At 53.7% G+C, this 17,966-nt stretch carries 9 protein-coding genes and 1 tRNA gene; 2 read left to right on the top strand and 8 right to left on the bottom strand.

Translation table 11 applies throughout. The features are described 5' to 3' along the window. Positions 1–109: 109 nt before the first annotated feature. Both B7994_RS03675 and B7994_RS03670 read left to right on the top strand, forming a co-directional pair. Positions 110–1,402, top strand: coding sequence for a M48 family metallopeptidase (locus B7994_RS03675; protein ID WP_144063730.1), 1,293 nt, complete (start codon positions 110–112; stop codon positions 1,400–1,402). Positions 1,403–1,404: 2 nt separating this feature from the next. After that, positions 1,405–2,658 (top strand): hypothetical protein, encoded by a 1,254-nt coding sequence (locus tag B7994_RS03670; RefSeq protein ID WP_088637100.1) that lies wholly within the window; start codon positions 1,405–1,407, stop codon positions 2,656–2,658. On the opposite strand, the gene B7994_RS03665 is transcribed toward B7994_RS03670, so the two are convergent. The 8 genes from B7994_RS03665 to B7994_RS03630 form a co-directional block, all read right to left on the bottom strand. After that, positions 2,655–3,167, bottom strand: coding sequence for a hypothetical protein (locus B7994_RS03665; RefSeq protein WP_088637099.1), 513 nt, complete (start codon positions 3,165–3,167; stop codon positions 2,655–2,657). The two genes, B7994_RS03670 and B7994_RS03665, sit on opposite strands and share 4 nt — an antisense overlap. Positions 3,168–3,237: 70 nt before the next feature. Then, positions 3,238–5,850 (bottom strand): DNA mismatch repair protein MutS, encoded by a 2,613-nt coding sequence (gene mutS / locus B7994_RS03660; protein WP_088637098.1) that lies wholly within the window; start codon positions 5,848–5,850, stop codon positions 3,238–3,240. Beyond that, complete coding sequence (gene scpB, locus B7994_RS03655; RefSeq protein WP_088637097.1) at positions 5,850–6,557, bottom strand: SMC-Scp complex subunit ScpB; 708 nt, start codon at positions 6,555–6,557, stop codon at positions 5,850–5,852. The genes mutS and scpB overlap by 1 nt, the downstream gene beginning before the upstream one ends. 96 nt (positions 6,558–6,653) lie before the next feature. Next, entirely contained in the window at positions 6,654–8,072 is a 1,419-nt protein-coding gene (locus B7994_RS03650; protein WP_088637096.1) for an MBOAT family protein, read from the bottom strand. Positions 8,073–8,075: 3 nt separating this feature from the next. Beyond that, a complete protein-coding gene (locus tag B7994_RS03645) occupies positions 8,076–8,477 on the bottom strand; it encodes a hypothetical protein (RefSeq protein ID WP_088637095.1) in 402 nt (133 codons plus the stop codon). A 55-nt stretch (positions 8,478–8,532) separates the two neighbouring features. Then, positions 8,533–8,605, bottom strand: a tRNA-Asn gene (locus tag B7994_RS03640). A gap of 140 nt (positions 8,606–8,745) precedes the next feature. Next, positions 8,746–9,573 (bottom strand): deoxyribonuclease IV, encoded by an 828-nt coding sequence (locus B7994_RS03635; RefSeq protein WP_088637094.1) that lies wholly within the window; start codon positions 9,571–9,573, stop codon positions 8,746–8,748. A 57-nt stretch (positions 9,574–9,630) separates the two neighbouring features. Next, the gene (locus tag B7994_RS03630; protein ID WP_158213066.1) at positions 9,631–17,799 is read right to left on the bottom strand and encodes a cadherin repeat domain-containing protein; all 8,169 of its coding nucleotides are present in this window, start codon (positions 17,797–17,799) and stop codon (positions 9,631–9,633) included. Positions 17,800–17,966 lie beyond the last annotated feature (167 nt).

The following is a 17,966-nucleotide window of genomic DNA, read 5'->3' as shown; positions in this document are numbered from 1 at the left end:
TGAGCCATAAACACCAGGAATACCCCATAAAAGCAAAACAATTCATACAAAGAAAGTTATTTTTTTCTTATCGAATTCCTTTCGAAAACTCGCTTTTTAGGAATGGTCTATGAAACGTATAAAGAAACTGTGGTTGTATACGGCGCTTGCGCTCACTGCAGGGATTGCGGGCTGTAACCTGTTCAACCCGACCGAATCCGTAAACATCAACTCCGACGACGTGGAAGCTCTCACCTACGAAGGCTATATCTATTTCCGCAAGGCCGAATATACCCAGGCAAGGGTATACTTCGAAAAGGCGCTTGCCGTGGATTCTACCGCCTCGGAAGCATGGTACGGGCTCGCCAAGAGCGTTCTGAACCAGCAGAAGCTGAACGTTTTCGAAATGCTCAAGTACGCGAACTCGAAAAACGGCCAGAGCGGATTCATGAACATGGACGATTCCACCGCCGAGCACTACAAGAACGGCATCGATTCCGTAATGAAGGTCCTCACCCCGTTCATCGACAGGGACTCTACCGACAGGACCGACAAGAAGGTGACGTTCAAGACCATTTCGGCCAGCTACACGGTTCTCCACCTTACCAAGGCCGCACTTATTCTCCGCAACTCCTCTAAAGACCTGACCAAGATGTTTAACGTTTCCACGAACCCGCCCTCCATCGACATCGACTGGAGTTCCATGAAGGAAATGGGCGAAACGGCAGTGGAACTGTTCGGCACCCTAGGCGATATCGGCCAGGCCGTCGCAGCCGACCCGAGCATCGCTACCGAAGTGCTGCGTTCCTATGTGCCGGAGGCTGCCCTCCTCTCCGATAGCGGACTCACCGTTGCCACCGAGACCATGGCATCGTACCTCATTACCGCAAGCGACGCCGTCGAGAAGAGTTCTGACGGCATCCTGAGCTACACCTCGATGGGCGACATGATGGACAACGACGGCGACGGCTGTATCGACGAAGAAATCGCAGACGGTTACGACAACGATGGCGACGGGCTCGTCGACGAAGACATGCGCAACAACAAGCTTCTCGTCCTCGAGACTGACCTCCTCAAGCACAAGTTCGGCCAAGTCCAGTCCGTCAAGTCCGACGAATTCTACGACGAACTTGATATCGACATGAACGGCCAAAAGGCCGACGAACCGGAGAGGACTTTCAATATCGAGAATTCCAACGACCGCGACCTCGTTGGCGACCATAGGTTTGTCGCCTTCTCTGCAGAAGGCTTCTGGCACTATTCAGTCGAGCTGACGCTGACCGACCTCAAGAACCTGGTCAAGCAGGATACCGACGTGAACAACATCAAGTACGACCTCGCATGGCGCAAGACAAACATCGGCGGATGCTGGGCCGGCTACACCGAAGAAACCTTCCTCAAGTGGTTCGAAGGGAGGGATTAACGATGAAACGGATTATTGCTGCCCTTATTTCCCTCGGACTGGCAACTGCGGTCTTTGCCGCCAAGGCACCGACGCACCATTCCATGCGTGGCGAATCCATGGGTAACGCCCATGTGGCTGTCGTCGACGACAAGGAAGCCATCTATTACAACTATGCCGGCCTTTCCCAGATCAACCGCCTGGGTAACTACGACAAGCGCCCCGAACAGGGTTACTACCCGCGTAACTTCTTCGGTGATGCCCGCCTGAACTTGGGCGGTGCAGGCCCGTTCGAAAGCTACTTCTCCACCTATAACGTGGCAAAGGACCTGCAGAAACTCTACCAGCGTGTACACGATGCGGCCGATGCCTTGGGCGTGAGCGAGAGCGACCTCCTGATGGACACCCTTTCCGCCCATCCTGAACTTGTGCACCAGATTAACTCCTACGACCACAAGTACCTCTCCATGAAACTCAAGATGGACGCGGAACTCGCCATCCACGGTTTCGGCGGTGCCGTGTGGGTCGACGCCAGCGTAGCCCCGTACCTTGACGGCGGCCTCGTGCTCCCGTTCCTCGGCGTAGACACGTTCTATGTGGACGGCGTGGTGCAGGGCGGTTTCGCCTACGGTTTCACCGACAAGTTCTCCGTAGGTATCGGTGCAAAGGCCGCAAAGCGCCACAAGGTCGAAGTGATTACCATCGATATCTTGAACTACGCCTCGATCCAGGACACCCTCGAAGACCGATATGACGATGCGACCCACAGCATCTTTGATTTCGAGTCCATCTCGTTCGGCCTCGACTTCGGCGTGCTCTACCAGCTCACTCGCGAAATCCGCGTGGGTGCCTCGCTGCGCGACGTGTACTTCAAGGAACTCGCCGGCGACAAGATTACGCCGAACCTGAGCGTCGGCTTCAACTACAGCCCGAGATTCTTTAACAAGAACACGGCTTACGCCCGTAAGTTCAACTTCGCCTGCGACTATGCCGACGCCTTTAATTCCGAGAAGAACTACAAGCCGCTTTCTCACCTGAACTTCGGCTTAGAAGTGGAACAGACCCTGCTCGCCTGGCCCGGCTACAACAACGAAATCCGAGCACTGAGCTTGCGACTTGCCGGCGGTTTCAAGGGCGGTTACCCCTCTGCCGGCGTGAGCCTCGAAGTACTGCGCTTCGTGACGTTTGAATTCGCGACATGGGCAGAAGAACTCGGCTACTTCACCGGTCAGGACGAAGAACGTATCTATATGGGGCAGATCAGCCTGGGCTTCTAGCGAAGACCCGGCGGCAGCGCGCGTAACCATTCGCGCATTGCAAAAACAGAAACCTGCTGCTTCAGCGAAAGTGAAGCAATCTGGCTACCGAAAGAGGTGGCCATTTTTTGCGGGTCGAGCGGGAACCCTACCCTACCCAAGTCGAGCCTGTCAGCGTCATAGCAGGTGTCGATTGTCGGGTCACCGGCGCTCCGCTCGTGCGTATGGAACATACACGCATGATAAAGCTTTTCAAAGCGGGCGGCATCGATTTCGAACAGTTTCGCCTCGCGGCATTCCTTTGCAAATTCGGCACCGCGCTCACCGTGCTCGGGGTCGTAACCGTCGTCAAAGCGCTTGCTGTCGTGGAATATGGCAAACAGGCGAACGATATCAACATCGGCTCCCGTCCGCGAAGCCAAAAAAAGGCCGTTGGCTTCCACCTGGTGCCAATGCTCTATGCCGTGAACGTCCGAAAGGTACGGACGGTTCGCGAAAGCATGTTCCATTATGGCAGCAAAGTCTATCATACTACATCGTCATCCCCACCCGTTCGGCTTGCTCAGGGCAGGCTCCGGCGGGGATCTCCTTGCATAGCAGTTATTTCCCGTACGCTTCCTTCAGTTCCATCAAGCGCTGGAGCGCCTGCATCGGGGTCATTTCCTCGGGCTTGAGCCTACGGATTTCGTCCTTCAACAGCTGCGTGTTCTCGTCGGGCGGCGCAAACATGTCGAGCTGCGGGTGTTCCTTCTGCTTTTTCTTCACGGCGCCGTCACTCGGGTCAATCTTTTCCTTCTCGAGTCGGAGAAGAATCTTCCTCGCCCTGCGGACAACGTTGTTCGGGAGGCCCGCCATCTCGGCCACATGGATACCATAACTAGAATCGCAGGCGCCCGCCAGAATCTTGTGGAGGAACACGAGCTTGTCGCCCTTCTCCTGCACGGCCACCTGGAAGTTGCCCGCATGCTCGAGGCTTTCCACGAGCCCGGTGAGTTCGTGGTAGTGCGTCGCGAAGAGGGTCAGCGCCTGCCGTGCGGGCTCGTCGTGGAGGGTCTCCACAATCGCCCAGGCGATGGAAAGCCCGTCGAAGGTGCTCGTGCCGCGCCCGATTTCATCGAGCAGCACAAGGCTGTGCGGAGTCGCGTTCCGCAAGATGTTTGCGGTCTCGATCATCTCGACCATGAAGGTACTGAGCCCGCGACTCAGGCGGTCACTCGCCCCCACGCGGGTGAATATGCGATCCACTACCCCAATGCGGGCAGATTCCGCCGGCACGAAGCAGCCGATTTGCGCCATCAATACGATGAGTCCTGTCTGGCGCAGGTAAGTCGACTTACCCGCCATGTTCGGGCCCGTGATGAGCATCAGGCGCGTGCCATCGGGCGAAAGAGAAACGTCGTTCGGGATAAAATCCAGGTCCGGGTTCACGGCGACAATCACCGGATGGAAACCGCCACGGATCTCGATTCCCGAGCCCTCGAAAACTTCGGGGCATGCGTAGTTGTACTTGCGGGCCGCCCGCGCAAAACTGTAGAGCGTGTCGACCTTCGCAATCGCGTCGGCAATCTCCTGGAGTTCGCCACGCCAGCCATTCACGCGGTCGCGCAGGCTACAGAAAATACGGTATTCCAGGTCGTGGATATTCACTTCGGCGTTGCTGATGATGGATTCGCATTCCTTCATCTCGGGCGTAATGTAGCGCTCGCCGTTCACCGTCGTCTGCTTGCGGATATATTCCTCAGGGATCGGGCCTGTCGCCTTCGCCATCTGGGCCTTGGTAATCTCGATGTAGTAGCCGAACACGCGGTTGTAACCGACCTTCAGGCTCGGGATTCCGAGGCGTTCGCGCTCGCGGCCTTCCAGCGAGGCAATCCATTCGCGTTTTTCCTTGATGTCGGCGTTCATCGCGTCAAGTTCCGCATTCGCGCCCGGGCGAATCATCCCGCCCTCGCGCACCGTAAGCGGTAAGTCCTCGTTGAACTGCGTCAACAGTTCCTCGCCACGCCCACGCGCATTTTCCAGCGTGCTGCGGAGCCCTTCGAATATGGAGGAACGCAGGCCCTCGAGCACGTCGGCCACCTTCGATGCCTGCGAAAGCGAACGGCCCATACCCGCGAGGTCGCGCGCGTTGGCACGCCCACTCCCCACACGCCCCATCAGGCGTTCCATGTCGAGGATGCTCGTGAGCGATTCCTTAAGTTCGTCAAGGGCCACGGGGTTCTGCACCAGTTCCGCAACCGCTTCCTCGCGCTCGCGGATGCGGTCCACAGAAATCAACGGGTGGCTCACCCAGTCCTTGAGCGTGCGCCCGCCCATCGCCGTCACCGTATGGTCCAACACCGAGCAGAGCGTGCTCGAGTAGTCGTCCGCATTCAGCGGGCGCGTAAGTTCCAGGTTCCGTAGCGTGCTCGGGTCAAGCGTCATGTAGTCATCGAGATTCAATATCTCGAGACCCGTAAAGTGCGAAAGTTCCGACTTCTTCTGGTCCATCAGGTAGGCCATCAGGGCACCCGCGACCTTCGTTTCCGCATCGCGGCCATCGAGCCCGAGGCCCACCAGCGATTCCACCTTGAAGTGGCTAAACAGAACGTCGCGGCTCTGCTCCTCCCCGAACATGAATTCGGGAATCTGCGTCACCAGCACGTTGTCCGCCTTGACCATGTCCATGATGCTCGACGGAATCTCGACACCCTCGGGTATCACGATTTCCTTGGGCATGCGACGGCTGAACTCGCACTCGAAAGACTGGATGGAACTCCTACACACGGCAAGGTAGCCCGTCGTCACGTCGGCAACGGCAAACGCGGCCTCCTTCTCGGCTGGCACGTAGGCAAACAGGTAGTTCGCCTCCTTCGCGTTCAGGTTCGATTCGTCCATCGCGGTACCGGCGCTGATAATCTCCACGATATCGCGCTTCACGATGCCCTTCGCGAGTTTCGGGTCTTCCACCTGCTCGCAAATCGCAATACGGTAACCCGCCGCCACCATCTTCGGCACGTAGCGGTCGGCAGCATGGTGCGGGAACCCGCAAAGCGGGGTCGCTCCCGAGGCGCCGTTGTTGCGGCTCGTGAGCGTAAGTCCAAGAATCTTGGATGCTATGACGGCGTCGTCCTCGAACAGTTCGAAGAAGTCGCCCATGCGGAAAAATAAAATGCAGCCCGGGTTCTGTTTCTTGATCTCGTAATACTGCTGCATCAACGGGGTGACAGCCATTACAAGTCTCCCATCGACAGTTCAATCTGCTCCGGATTCTCCTCGGGAGGAGTCGGTTCCGTCGGGGCGGTCTCGGGCTTCGCGTACTGCGGCACGAGCGTCCCCGCTTCCAGGAGTTCGCTGAACTCGCGCAGGCGCGGCAGGTCCTCGGGAATGCGGTTGATGCCGAAATACTTCATGAATTCCTGCGTCGTCACGTAGGTATAGGGGTTGCCGACCGTCTCGGCGCGGGCACCCAGTGCAATAAAGCCCTTGTCGAGCAAGTTCCTGATCGGGCCATCCACAGAAGAAACACCGCGCACCTGCTCGATTGCCGCCTTCGTAATCGGCTGCTGGTAGGCAATCACCGCGAGCGTCTCGAGTGCGGCCTGGCTCAGGCGGCGTGCGTTCGCCTCGGGGAAAAGCTTGCGGACCCACGGGTAGTACTTCGCACGCGTGCGGAAACGGTAGCCGCCCGCCTGTTCCACAATCTCGAACGGCGAATTGATCTTGTTCAGGGAATCATTCGCGGCAATAAGCGCATCCGATACGGTACGGGCATCCAGGAAGTCGCCCAGAATCTCGCGCAACTTCTTCAAGGTCACGATGTCGGGCGATGCAAATACGATAGCCTGGATAATGCGGGCAAGGTCCTCGCTGCTCTCGACTTTCGGGAGTTCTTCCTCGAGTTCCTCGGCCTCTTCTACATTCTGCGGGTTTTCACTCATATTCGGTAAGATAGTAAAAAACACGCCGAAAAGGCCCGCACAGTCCTAAAACGGGCATTGTGCGGGGCGCAGTCCTAACTTAGCGCCTTTCGCGATTTAGAACTGGAAATACAGGAACGGGTTGTAGCTCTGGGTAAAGAGCGCAAGTGTCGCGAGAACAAAGAGCCCGAGCGCGACTGCGGCCTTCCAGGTCTTCACCTCGCTGCACCAGTCGAAACTGCGGAACTTCCAGAACGAAAGCAGGGCTGCCACGGCCATGAACACGATGCACGTGGGCGTGAAGATCTCGGCAGTCAAGATGGTATCGGCGCCGCTTACCGGCATAAGCCCGAGCATCGATTTCCACATGCGCCACGCCTCGCCAATGTTATCGGCACGGAACAGCACCCAGCCGAACAGCACAATCACCTGCGTAATAATTATCTGCACCACGCGCGGCGCCTTGTAGTAGAGCGCATTCTTGTTATTCGCACGTTCCACAATCATGAAGAAGGCATGGAAAAGGCCCCAGCAGACGAACGTCCAGTTCGCGCCGTGCCACACACCGCTCAGGAACATGACCATGAACAAATTAAAATAAAGGTGCTTCTTGCCCACGCGGTTTCCACCGAGGGCGATGTAGAGGTAATCGCGGAACCAGCTCGTGAGTGAAATATGCCAGCGCTTCCAGAATTCGGTAATGCTCCCCGAGCGGTACGGGCCGTTGAAGTTGCGCGGGAAATGGAACCCGAGCATCAGGCCAAGGCCAATCGCCATGTTGCTGTACGCCGAGAAATCGAAGTAGATCTGGAACATGTAGGCAAGGCTACCCCACCAGCAGTTCAGCACGCCGGGAGCGTCCGCCGCAAACACGCGGTCGGCGATGATGCCCACCTGGTTCGCGAGGAAAATCTTCTCGGCAAATCCAAAACTGAAGAACATGATGCCGCGAACGAAATTCTCGAGCGTGTGCGTGCGGGTCGCAAGTTCCTCGGCCACCGTATTGTAACGCACAATCGGGCCCGCGACAAGCTGCGGGAACAGCGCCACGTAGCAGGCGAACGTCACGAAGTCCTTGACCGGAGGGGCCGTGCCGCGCCACACGTCAATCGCGTAGCTCATGGACTGGAACGTATAGAACGAGATGCCCACCGGCAACAGCACCGTCATCACCGAGAACGGCTCGCAACCGAGCTTCGCCACCACGTCGTTGATAACGCCCATGCCGAACATGTAATACTTGAAGAACCCGAGCGCACCGAGGTTCACGACAATCGCCGCGAGGAGCGCCAGGTTACGTTGCCGCTTGCTCGCTCCCGGCGCAGAGATGAACCGCCCGCTCACGTACACCACGAGCGTGGAGCCGAACATCAAAAAGACGAGCCACGGTTCGAGCCAGCCGTAAAAGATGTAACTGAAAATCGTGATAAAGAAATTCAGGCCGGAATGCTTGACCCCGGCACGGAACAGCACAAAGTAGCCGACCAGGAACGTCGGCAGAAAATAGAACAAGAAAATCTGGGAAGAGAAGACCACGGCCTACTCGTTCACTTCAATCGCCAGGTAGCGCGGAGCTTCGTCGTCAAAGTACTCGTCCTCGACGGCACCATCCCAGTTTCCCTCGAGCGGCACAATCTTGAGCGTGTGCTTGGCCTTCGCCTTGAACTCGCCCACATTGCCCTTGCTCTTGTCGGCCATCTTGTCCTTGACCTTGCCGCGTGCGATAAGCGGGTTATACACGCCCACCAGCACTTCCTTCGCATCGAGCTTGCCAGAGACAACCTTCAACACCTTGTACTTGAACACATACACGTAGCTGTAGAGGTCATTGCTCGGCATCTTGCCCGGGATTTCGGTCAAGCGGCCTTCGATCGTAACAGGGTCAGCCGCAAACGTAAAGGCTGCAGCAGCGAGAATAGCGATAAGCAGGTTCTTAATCATATATGCACAATATAGCAAATACAAAGAACCCCGCTCTTTCGAACGGGGTTCTAAGCTGCTTCACTTGGACTCGAACCAAGGACAACGCGATTAACAGTCGCGGGCTCTACCAACTGAGCTATGAAGCATCGTCTGTTAGACGCCCCCAAATATAGATAAACAACGTCCGTTGTCAAGGGGAAATTCGGGAAAAAAGAATATTTTTTTCGTTTTTTCGCTTTTAAACGCCTTTTTTCGTGGAGATGGCGCAACAAGTGCGCCATGACAACTATGCGTATCGACTCCTCATCAGGGCGATTTCCTTGGCGTACCCAGGGAGTTCGTTCGGGGTCTCCAGGTAGAACGGCAGGTCCTTCAGTGCCGGATGGTTCACCACACGCACCAGCGCATCGAGCCCGATAAACCCTGCACCGATAACCTCATGACGGTCCTTGTGGCTCGCCAGCGGGTTCTTGCTGTCGTTCAGATGGATTGCATGCAGGCGCTTTAAACCGATGACCTTGTCGAACTGTTCCAGCACCCAGTCCAGGCGGTTCACAATATCGTAACCGCCGTCATGCACGTGGCAGGTATCCAGACAGACCCCGACCTTGTCCGATAGTTCCACACGGTCTATAATCGCACGCAGTTCCTCGAAGGTTCGGCCAACCTCGCTCCCCTTCCCCGCCATCGTTTCTAGAAGCACGAGAGTCTTCAAGTCCGGGCGCAGTATCGCATTCAGGTGTTCCGCAATCAGCTCGATGCCCCTTTCGGCCCCCTGCTTCACGTGGCTTCCGGGATGAAAGTTGTACATCGCTCCAGGGAAGTGGTCCATGCGCCACAGGTCATCCTTCATCACGTCGCGGGCATACTGCCGCAGGCCCTCGTCCGCAGCACACGGGTTCAGCGTGTAGGGAGCATGCGCAAGCGCAGGCCCGAACTTGTTTTCGCGCATCAACTGCACCAGCGCGTCGGCGTCAACCTTGTCAAAGGGCTTAGCAGCGCCCCCGCGCGGGTTACGGGTAAAGAACTGGAACACGTTGGCCCCTATGGAGAGGGCGTCCTCGCCCATCGCCTTGAAGCCTGCAGCACTCGAAAGATGGCAACCTATAAGCATATTCCTAAAAATAAAAAATCCCCGCACATGGCGGGGATTATCAATAATGATTAGCAATTATTTCTTTTCGGGGCGCTTGTAACCGAAACTCTTGAGCATTTCCTCAGTGACCTTACGAGTAGAGCCCTTGAGGTTATCCTTCTTCTTCGGAGCAAACGTCTTGTCGGCCTTCTTCTCGAACGGCGGGAGCGAGCAACGGAGCGTGGTGTTCAACTCGACCTCAGTCTTGTAGATGTATGCACCCGTAGCCATCAGGCGACCTTCAGCCGTACGCACATTGCCATCACGGTCCGGCTTCATTTCGAAGTAGAGCGTGAGGAGGCCAGCGTCACTTGCATAATCAGGATTGTTGAGGTCCTGCGTGAAGGCGTAGTAGTCCACATACTCTCCAAGAGTCGTGTAGATCCAGATCTTTACGCGCATCTTGGTCTTGTACAGGTTCACCCGGCTCAGATCGCTACCGACACTCTCAGCGAATTCGTCAGAGCAGTATTCCTCCACGTATTCATCGACAGTAATCTTCTTACCGCCGTCGACTTCCTGCAGGGCCACAAGGCCTTCCGAATTCACAAGGTCATCAAGCGTTGCAAGACCGCCAACGGCATTCACGGCCGGCACCTTCGTATCGATACCGAGGGTCGGGCCCAAGTGGCCTGCAAGTCCCGGATACGGTTCGTCTCCACTACCTTCCTTCGGGTCAAACTCGCCACCGACCTGGGTTTCGACTTCCTTATCCGTCTTCGGGTTGTAGATAGACACGGCAAACGTTTCGCCCTCTTCAGGCTCGTTCACGGCGTAGTAATCGTCAACCTTTTCCTGCGTTACGAGTGTAACCGGCTGTTCGACAGCAATGTCCACGTCCTTCGCATTCTTCATGATGACGCGCACCGTATCGCTAGCAATATTGCCTGCCTTGTCGCGGTAGAAGCGCACGATACCGTTACCACCCTTGTTGAGGCTCTGCGTCACGAGGGTATCCTGGACAATCGGGCCCTTGCCATCGCCAATATCGACAGTCCACTTCACATCAACGTAGTTCGCATAGATGATTTCGCCTTCGGTCGGGTAAAGGATCTTGACCTCGGGCGCCACCTCATCGAGAACCACGAAGATAGACTGCGTAGAGGCGTTGCCGTACTTGTTCATGTAGGTATAGGTGAGTTCGTAGCCGATGCTACCGAATTCGTTTCTCACGATATCGCCATCGGCGTCGACACCATAGGAAATCTTTATAGTGTTGCCGGCGTCATCCACATAGTCATAAGAGACGGTGTACACGACTTTTTTCTCGGAATCCTTAGAAGACTTGCCATTCTTACCACCCTTACCATTCTTACCGCCTTCAGAAGATTCTTCGGACTTCACGTAGCCACCACTTGTCTTGATAACAGAACCCGTGACCGCGTCAGCCTGGTAGGAAATCTTCACATCGATACCGTTGATGGTCTCGGTATAGGCAACCGTCATCTCGACCACGCCATCGGCATTCTCGATGAGCTCTCCCTTGGAATCCGTGTAGTACGTAATCTGGACTTTCTTGCCGTTAACCTTTTCAGTATACGTTACAGCAATTTTCTCACCGTTAACAGGCGTATGCGTCGCATTAGAGGCCTTTTCATTCAAGGCGATACCATTGTCTGCGATATCAGAAACCGTCTTGTAGGTCTTGGACGGAACCTTTACCGTATCCAGGTCAAGTTTCACCGTAAACTTTTCCTTGGTCTTTTCGGCCGGATCTTCAATCGTCACAAAAATATCGTTGCTCGGGTCGTTCACGTAGAACGCCGTATCGCCCTTCGAGTTCTGTTCCACCACGGTAAAGATGTTCGGATCAGCAAACTTGTCGGTCGACTTGCCCACGGTAACAATCGGAGTCTGCGTATTCACGTACACCACGAGGGTATCGTAGCCCGGTTCATCCATTGTCGGGTCTTCGAACTTGCGGATGACGAGGTTCTCGCCTTCATCGAGTTCAATACCGCATTCAGAAGAATCCAACAACGTCTTCTCGGACTTGCGTTCCATGGCAACCCATTCAATGCACAGACTCTTGTTGTTGATGAAAATCGTATCCGGATCAGTCCAAGACGAGTCCACCGTTTCGGCGAGGGTAATTTCGACCTTCGGCTGTTCGTAGACGTTGCCCACCTTGATGGTGACATTCGCCGTATCCGAAAGTTCACCGTCCGTCACGCGGACCTTGATTTCGTACACAGAATCCTTTTCGTAGTCAAGCGGCTTCTTCAGAATGACAGTACCGTCTTCCTTGACATCGAATTCCTCGCTCTCTTCCACGAGGGAGAAGGTCAGCGTGCTGTATTCTTCCTCGACATCCGGGTCAGAGGCTTCGACCACGGCAACCTTCTTGCCAGGCTTCGTATCTTCAGGCACAGTGAATTCCTGATCCGGGATTTCCGGAGCTTCGTTCACGTCCTTAATCTTCACGATGATCGTCTTTGTATCAGACAAGGTTCCTTCCCCAGAGCCGTCGGTACCATTGTCGGTCACCTTCACCTTAATCGGGAGTTCCTTATTCTTTTCGTAGTTCAAGTCCGGGCAATTGTCCTTCTTGACCGTAATGACACCACTCGTAGAGACATCAAAGCAACCGCTCCTGTCCTCGACTAGCGTAAAGGTCAGCACAGTATCGTACAAGTCGGTGTCAGTCGCCTTGACCGTATCGACAACAGTCCCCTTCTTCACGTTTTCCTTGACTTCCACGGAATCCGTGAGGATCTTCGGCTTTTCGTTCACATCGATAAGCTTAATCGGCACATCCTTTCTCATCTTGTTCGTCGTGTCGTGCTTGTCAAAGTAGTCGATTACCACATGGAATGCGCTATCAACGCCGCACCTGTTCTTGTACGGTTCCGTTTCGCAATCAAAGACAACCTTGGCCACAAGCGTTATATTCGGCCTACCGTCAATAGGTTCATCATACCTTAGGTCAAACAGGGCCGTATCGCCACCCACGAGTCTGAACTGGTTATCATAGTAATCGAGATGTTTAGACAACGAGTCAATATCGCTCGGGTGTTCGATTCTGCCAAGAGAATCACCGACTTGGTTGTTTTCTGCGATTTCACACGGTCTCACGTCGAAAAGCGGAGATTCGTTCACATCGAGAACTTCGATTACGCGAACAATCGTGTCCTTCAGTTCCTTGGAATTGGCATTCGAAGGATCCACCGGGTCGGTCAAGATGATATTCACGGTATACTGCGGAACCAGGTTCGTAACGGGGTCAACCTTGCCAAGGGCTTCATAGTCGAGAAGGCTGCCATCCTTGACTTTCACGACAATCTTCCACCTGTTACCTTCTTGCACTTTGGTAATCGTGAAGAGGTCGTTTGCAGTGAGGCCACCGACCGTCGCTTCAATTTGGTCAAGCGTAGGAACAAGTTTCTTGACATCTTCGGAATCTTCGTCATACACCCAGTACTGCATCACGACCGTACCGGTAGAAGAATTTTCCTTCACGCCTACGGTCAAGGCATCCTTGCCGTGTTCGTCACCGGAGCCACGATGGGTCGTATCACAGTGAGCAATGCACTTGTCTTCGGAATCGTCGTCGCCATCGTCATCGTCGTCAACGATAATCTTCGGTCTTTCGTCAACATCCTTGAGAGTGATTGTCACGAGAGCCGTATCCTTGAGAGCGCCATCCGACACCTGGACCTTGAACTTGAACTGCTTCTTCTTTTCATAGTCCAACTTCGAACTATCGGCCACCTTGATGACATTAGAATCCAGCCTAAACGGCACCGTGTCTGCACCGAGGATAGTGTAGGTCAGCTTGCGGAACGCTTCGTTCTTGGTATCCAGATCAGAAGCAACAAGGTCACCCACCTTGGTACCGTTCGGGAGATTTTCGTCAATCGTCTTGCTAAACGGCTGGATGCTCGGGGTTTCGTTCACGTCAATAACCTTGATGGTTCGGACAAGCGTGTCGGCAGCATTGTTGGCGTCCTTCACAATCAGGTACACGACATACTGGGCATCCACCGCTTCGTAGTCAAGCTTGGACTTGTCCTTCACAAAGACAATCATTTCCGTGTTAGCGGTATTCGTCTTCACGTCAAAGAGCGTCTTTGCATCGCGGCCATTCTTGTCGACAAGGTCGACCGTCAACTGGCCAGCATCATCAGCATCAATATCACTAATCGCGAAGGTGTGGATTTCAGTTCCCGTAGCGGAGTTTTCAGCAATTTCAAACGGACCGTTGCACTTGGTATCGCCAGAAATGCACTTGAGTTCCGGTTCTTCGTTCACGTTCGAAAGCCTGACCGTCACGGCAGCGGTATCCATGAGGCAGCCATCGGTGTACTTGCCCGTAGAGGTATTCTTCGTGCAGTTCTTGACTTCCACATCAAACGTAAAGACCGGAGTCGTTTCGAAGTCAAGCTTTGTAGAATCGAGAACCTTCACCTTATTTGAATCCATCCAGAACGGAGCACCCTCCGTAATGACGGAGTAATCCAGGTGGCCAAATTCCACCACATGCTTCGTATCCGGGTCAGTAGCCGTAAGGGTTGCAACAAGCTTGTTCTTCGGGCTGTTTTCAGCCAACGAAACCGTCTTGCCCGCAAGGGTCGGGGTTTCGTTCACATCGATTACCTTGATGGTACGGACAAGCGTATCGGCGGCATTGCCGGCATCCTTCACAATCAGGTATACCACATATGTGGAATCCACGGCTTCGTAGTTAAGCTTAGACTTGTCCTTCACGAACACAATCATTTCCGTATTTGCGGTATTCGTCTTCACGTCGAAGAGCGTCTTCGCGTTGCTGCCGTTCTTGTCGACGATATCGACCGTCAAGTGACCAGCATCGTTCGCATCCACATCCGTAATCGCGAAGGTATGGATTACAGTTCCCGTGGCGGAATTTTCAGCAATTTCGAACGGGCCGTTGCACTTGGTATCGCCCGTAACGCAATTGAGTTCCGGGTCTTCGTTCGTGTTGGTAATGGTAATCACTATAGTAGCAGTACGCGACGTGAGGCCGCTACCGTTCTTGTCGGTAACCTTGACCTTGATGGTGTCCTTGTGGTTCGGGGTCGTCTCGTAGTCAATTACCGCACCCTGCTTCACCGTAATCTTGCCGGTCGCACTTGCAACCGCATAGCGGCTAGAAGAGCCGACAAGTACATACTTGAGTTTGCTGTAAGTCGCATTACATGTATCCGGGTCAGAAGCGCTAACTGTACCCACAAGCGTTCCCGCAGGGGCATTTTCGGCAACGGTAAACGCGCCGTCCTTCGCATCCGGAGTTTCGTTTTCGTCCGTCACAAAGATCTTCGTATCTGCAGAAACGGTGCTGTTGCCGCCATCCTTTATGGACACGGTCACATTGTAGCTGACCGTATCAGCCTTGTAGAGGGCTTCGTAGTCCAACAGGGCGCTATCCTTCACAAGAAGGTTGACATACAGTGTATCGCCATTGTGCGCTGAAACTGTCGCCTTGAAGAGCTGGCCGGCGTTAACGGAGCCCGAAACCGGGTTCTTATCCGTTACAGTGGCGCTCAGGGTAGTGCTGCCATCGGCGGCATCCACATCGACAACCTTGAACTTTGCAAAAACAACCCCAGTCTTGGTGTTTTCAACAACGTTGTAATCGTCCTTGATGTCGACAATGATGGGCGGATCATTAGCGTCCGTAAGCTTGATTGTAACTTCGGCAGTATCCTTCTTGTTCGAAAAGCCCTTGCTTTCGCCGTTATCCGTCACGATGGCGTAGAGTTTGTATTCCTTCTTCGTCTCGTAGTCGAGATTGGCGCCCGTAGCCACCTTGATTACACCGTTTCCATCTATCGTAAACAGGCTAGCCGTGTTCGCATTCCCCGGCATATCGGCAAGCGAGAACGAAAGCACCTTCCAGATATCTTCGTCTTCTGCGGTAACCTTGCCCACTTCGGTACCAGCAGCCGAATTTTCAGCAACCGTCAATGTCGTGTCTCTAATGACGGGCTTGTCATTATCGTCGGTAATCTTGATGGTCACGGTAGACTTGACCGTAATCTTCCCCGTACCGGAAGTCGTAGAGGCGGCGTCCGTAACATTCACCTTGATCTTCAGGAGGCTATCCGCCGATTCGTAATTCAGCTTGACGCCGCTCTTCACGGAAATCTTGCCCGTCGACGAATTGATGGTGTACAAGGAAGTTACCTTGGCATAATTCGCATCCCCAGTATCGAACGCATAGGTAAACTGGGTATCATCCACGTCGTTCACGGTAATCTTGCCGCTCACCGCATTGGGAGTAGTTTCGCCAGCGACATTCTCCTTGACTTTGACCGTCGGGTTGTTCACCGTCGGGGCGTCGTTCACGGCATTCAAGTTGATGGCAACCACATTGTTACTAACAGCAGGGACATCCTTGTTGATAATCCTAAAGGTAAACGAAGCGACTCCGGTTCCATATGCATTCGGTTCCCCGCGATATACGAGCTTACCGATATCGGCACTCGGAATAATGAGGCCCGCAGCAATGGTAGCGGCATCAACGACGTTGCCATCATAAATCAACTTACCGGCGACACTGCTGTTGTGCATCGGCAACGATTCAATCTTCACAAAGAAATCTGTCAGAGGCTGGCCGTTACCAGTAAGGGCCGGGAACCTGACAAAAGCGTTGTCTTCGTCTTCAATGCCGACGAACGTGGTATCCTTGCTGAGCGGAGCCCTGTCGTCATCCTCAATTTCGATTAGGAACTCGCCTTCACGGCTCTTGTTCGGGAGCACGGCGCCCACCATGTCGAACACGCGAATCGTGAACATTTCGCCCCATTCCTCGACAAGTTCATCCTTGACTTCCACCCCAACCGGACTTGTCGGAACGAGAGAGCCCTTGGGGATTGACACCGTCTTGAAGTTGGTTGAATTAGCACCGTTACAAATAGGCAAATCTGATGTGACGACGTCGTCCAAGCTGGCGAACGCCTGCAACGAATCCGGGTCCGTATCCCTGTTGTTCGCCTGATTGCCTGTGAAAATAAAGCAATACTTGAAAGTGACATCAGTCGTCGGGGCTTCATTCAAGCGAATATTGAGCGCCTGCTTACCAGATTTTCCTTCGTAGAGGGTTCCCCAAGTACGCGCTTCTGGATTGATATCAATCCAAGGGGGGTCAAACGGCATGTACTGGAAGTCTCCCTTGATTTTTGCAAGGAAATTAATAGACTTAGCAATAATTTGACCAGCCAACTTGAAATGGCCACCAATCTGAATCGAATCAGTCGTTATCCAAGTACCCTGGAAAGACGCATTATCCCACCAATTCCACTGAATTTTTTTATTTGTGTAAAACAGCAAGTTACCAGCATAATCAGCATTGCTCAAATACTTAAACTCGTCTTTATCCGTCAAATCCCATTCACCATTTGCAAATTTCGTGCCCTCTTTAACATAGACAACCTGAATTTTAAAGTCGTTAACTGCGTTATCAAAATCGAAGCCATTTTTCGCAAAAATTCTCGTCAGTCTTCCGTTGGGAGGCATCACAATATAAAGGGTCTTACCCAAGGAGCCGCTCACCTGAAAATTTTCGTAATACTTATCATATGTTCCGTATGTATTCGTATATACGGAATCAGGAGGAACATGTATATATCTAGTTTCCCCATGTGTAACCGTCATTCCGAAGTTATCCGAGCCCTGCCAGTCGGCGTCCGCCAAATAGGGAACCGTCAAATCTTCAAGCGGAGGAACTTTGGTCGGACAAGAAGAATAATCACCTGCCTTACTTGTATAAACGGCATTCGTTTCATCAGTATACAAGGAACCAATCAAACTGTTCCATTGAGCTTCAGACCCGTTATTGTGTTGCGCGGTAATGCTCCCCTTTACGCACCACACTTTCGGCATCTTATTTCCGCCCTGATTGCTAAGCCGGAGATTTCCCTCCACACGCACCGGACCAGCAAGCAAAACATCTTTTTCGCCATTGTCGAACACCATGTTGCCGCCCACAAGAATCGGGCCGCCAAGCTCGCGCTGGCCGTACATTAAGTACATCGGGCCCCTAGTTCCGTTGTAGCCGACCGTGTCAGAGATAAAATCCTCTTCATGGAAACGAATGGAGTCTGTTCCCCAAATCTTGTATTTCATCAGGGAATCCCAACGAGCCTCCTGCTGGCTTGCGGGGACACCCGTAAACTGCAACGGAGCTACGCTAGCTTTAGCGAAAGCGAACGTCGGTATAAGACCAACAAGCAAAACTGCCAAACACTTTAATTTTTTCATTTTCTCCACCATATTGGAAAAATGGATGACTCCAACCCATTTAACACCGGCCTAAAAATACTAAAATATTATTACATTCCAAGGTCCCCAATGGGGAAAACGGGAGCATTTTTCCCATTTTTCCGACCTAAACCACAACATGTGAGCCA

The organism is Fibrobacter sp. UWR2, from assembly GCF_002210285.1.
GTDB lineage: Bacteria > Fibrobacterota > Fibrobacteria > Fibrobacterales > Fibrobacteraceae > Fibrobacter.
Note: the sequence above shows the minus strand (reverse complement) of the source record. Positions and strands in the feature narration are given on the sequence as shown.

Coding starts and splice junctions, on each gene's coding strand:
- B7994_RS03665 (WP_088637099.1), bottom strand. CDS start 3,167: ATGATAGACTTTGCTGCCATAATGGAACATGCTTTCGCGAACCGTCCG.
- mutS (WP_088637098.1), bottom strand. CDS start 5,850: ATGGCTGTCACCCCGTTGATGCAGCAGTATTACGAGATCAAGAAACAG.
- B7994_RS03645 (WP_088637095.1), bottom strand. CDS start 8,477: ATGATTAAGAACCTGCTTATCGCTATTCTCGCTGCTGCAGCCTTTACG.
- scpB (WP_088637097.1), bottom strand. CDS start 6,557: ATGAGTGAAAACCCGCAGAATGTAGAAGAGGCCGAGGAACTCGAGGAA.
- B7994_RS03670 (WP_088637100.1), top strand. CDS start 1,405: ATGAAACGGATTATTGCTGCCCTTATTTCCCTCGGACTGGCAACTGCG.
- B7994_RS03635 (WP_088637094.1), bottom strand. CDS start 9,573: ATGCTTATAGGTTGCCATCTTTCGAGTGCTGCAGGCTTCAAGGCGATG.
- B7994_RS03675 (WP_144063730.1), top strand. CDS start 110: ATGAAACGTATAAAGAAACTGTGGTTGTATACGGCGCTTGCGCTCACT.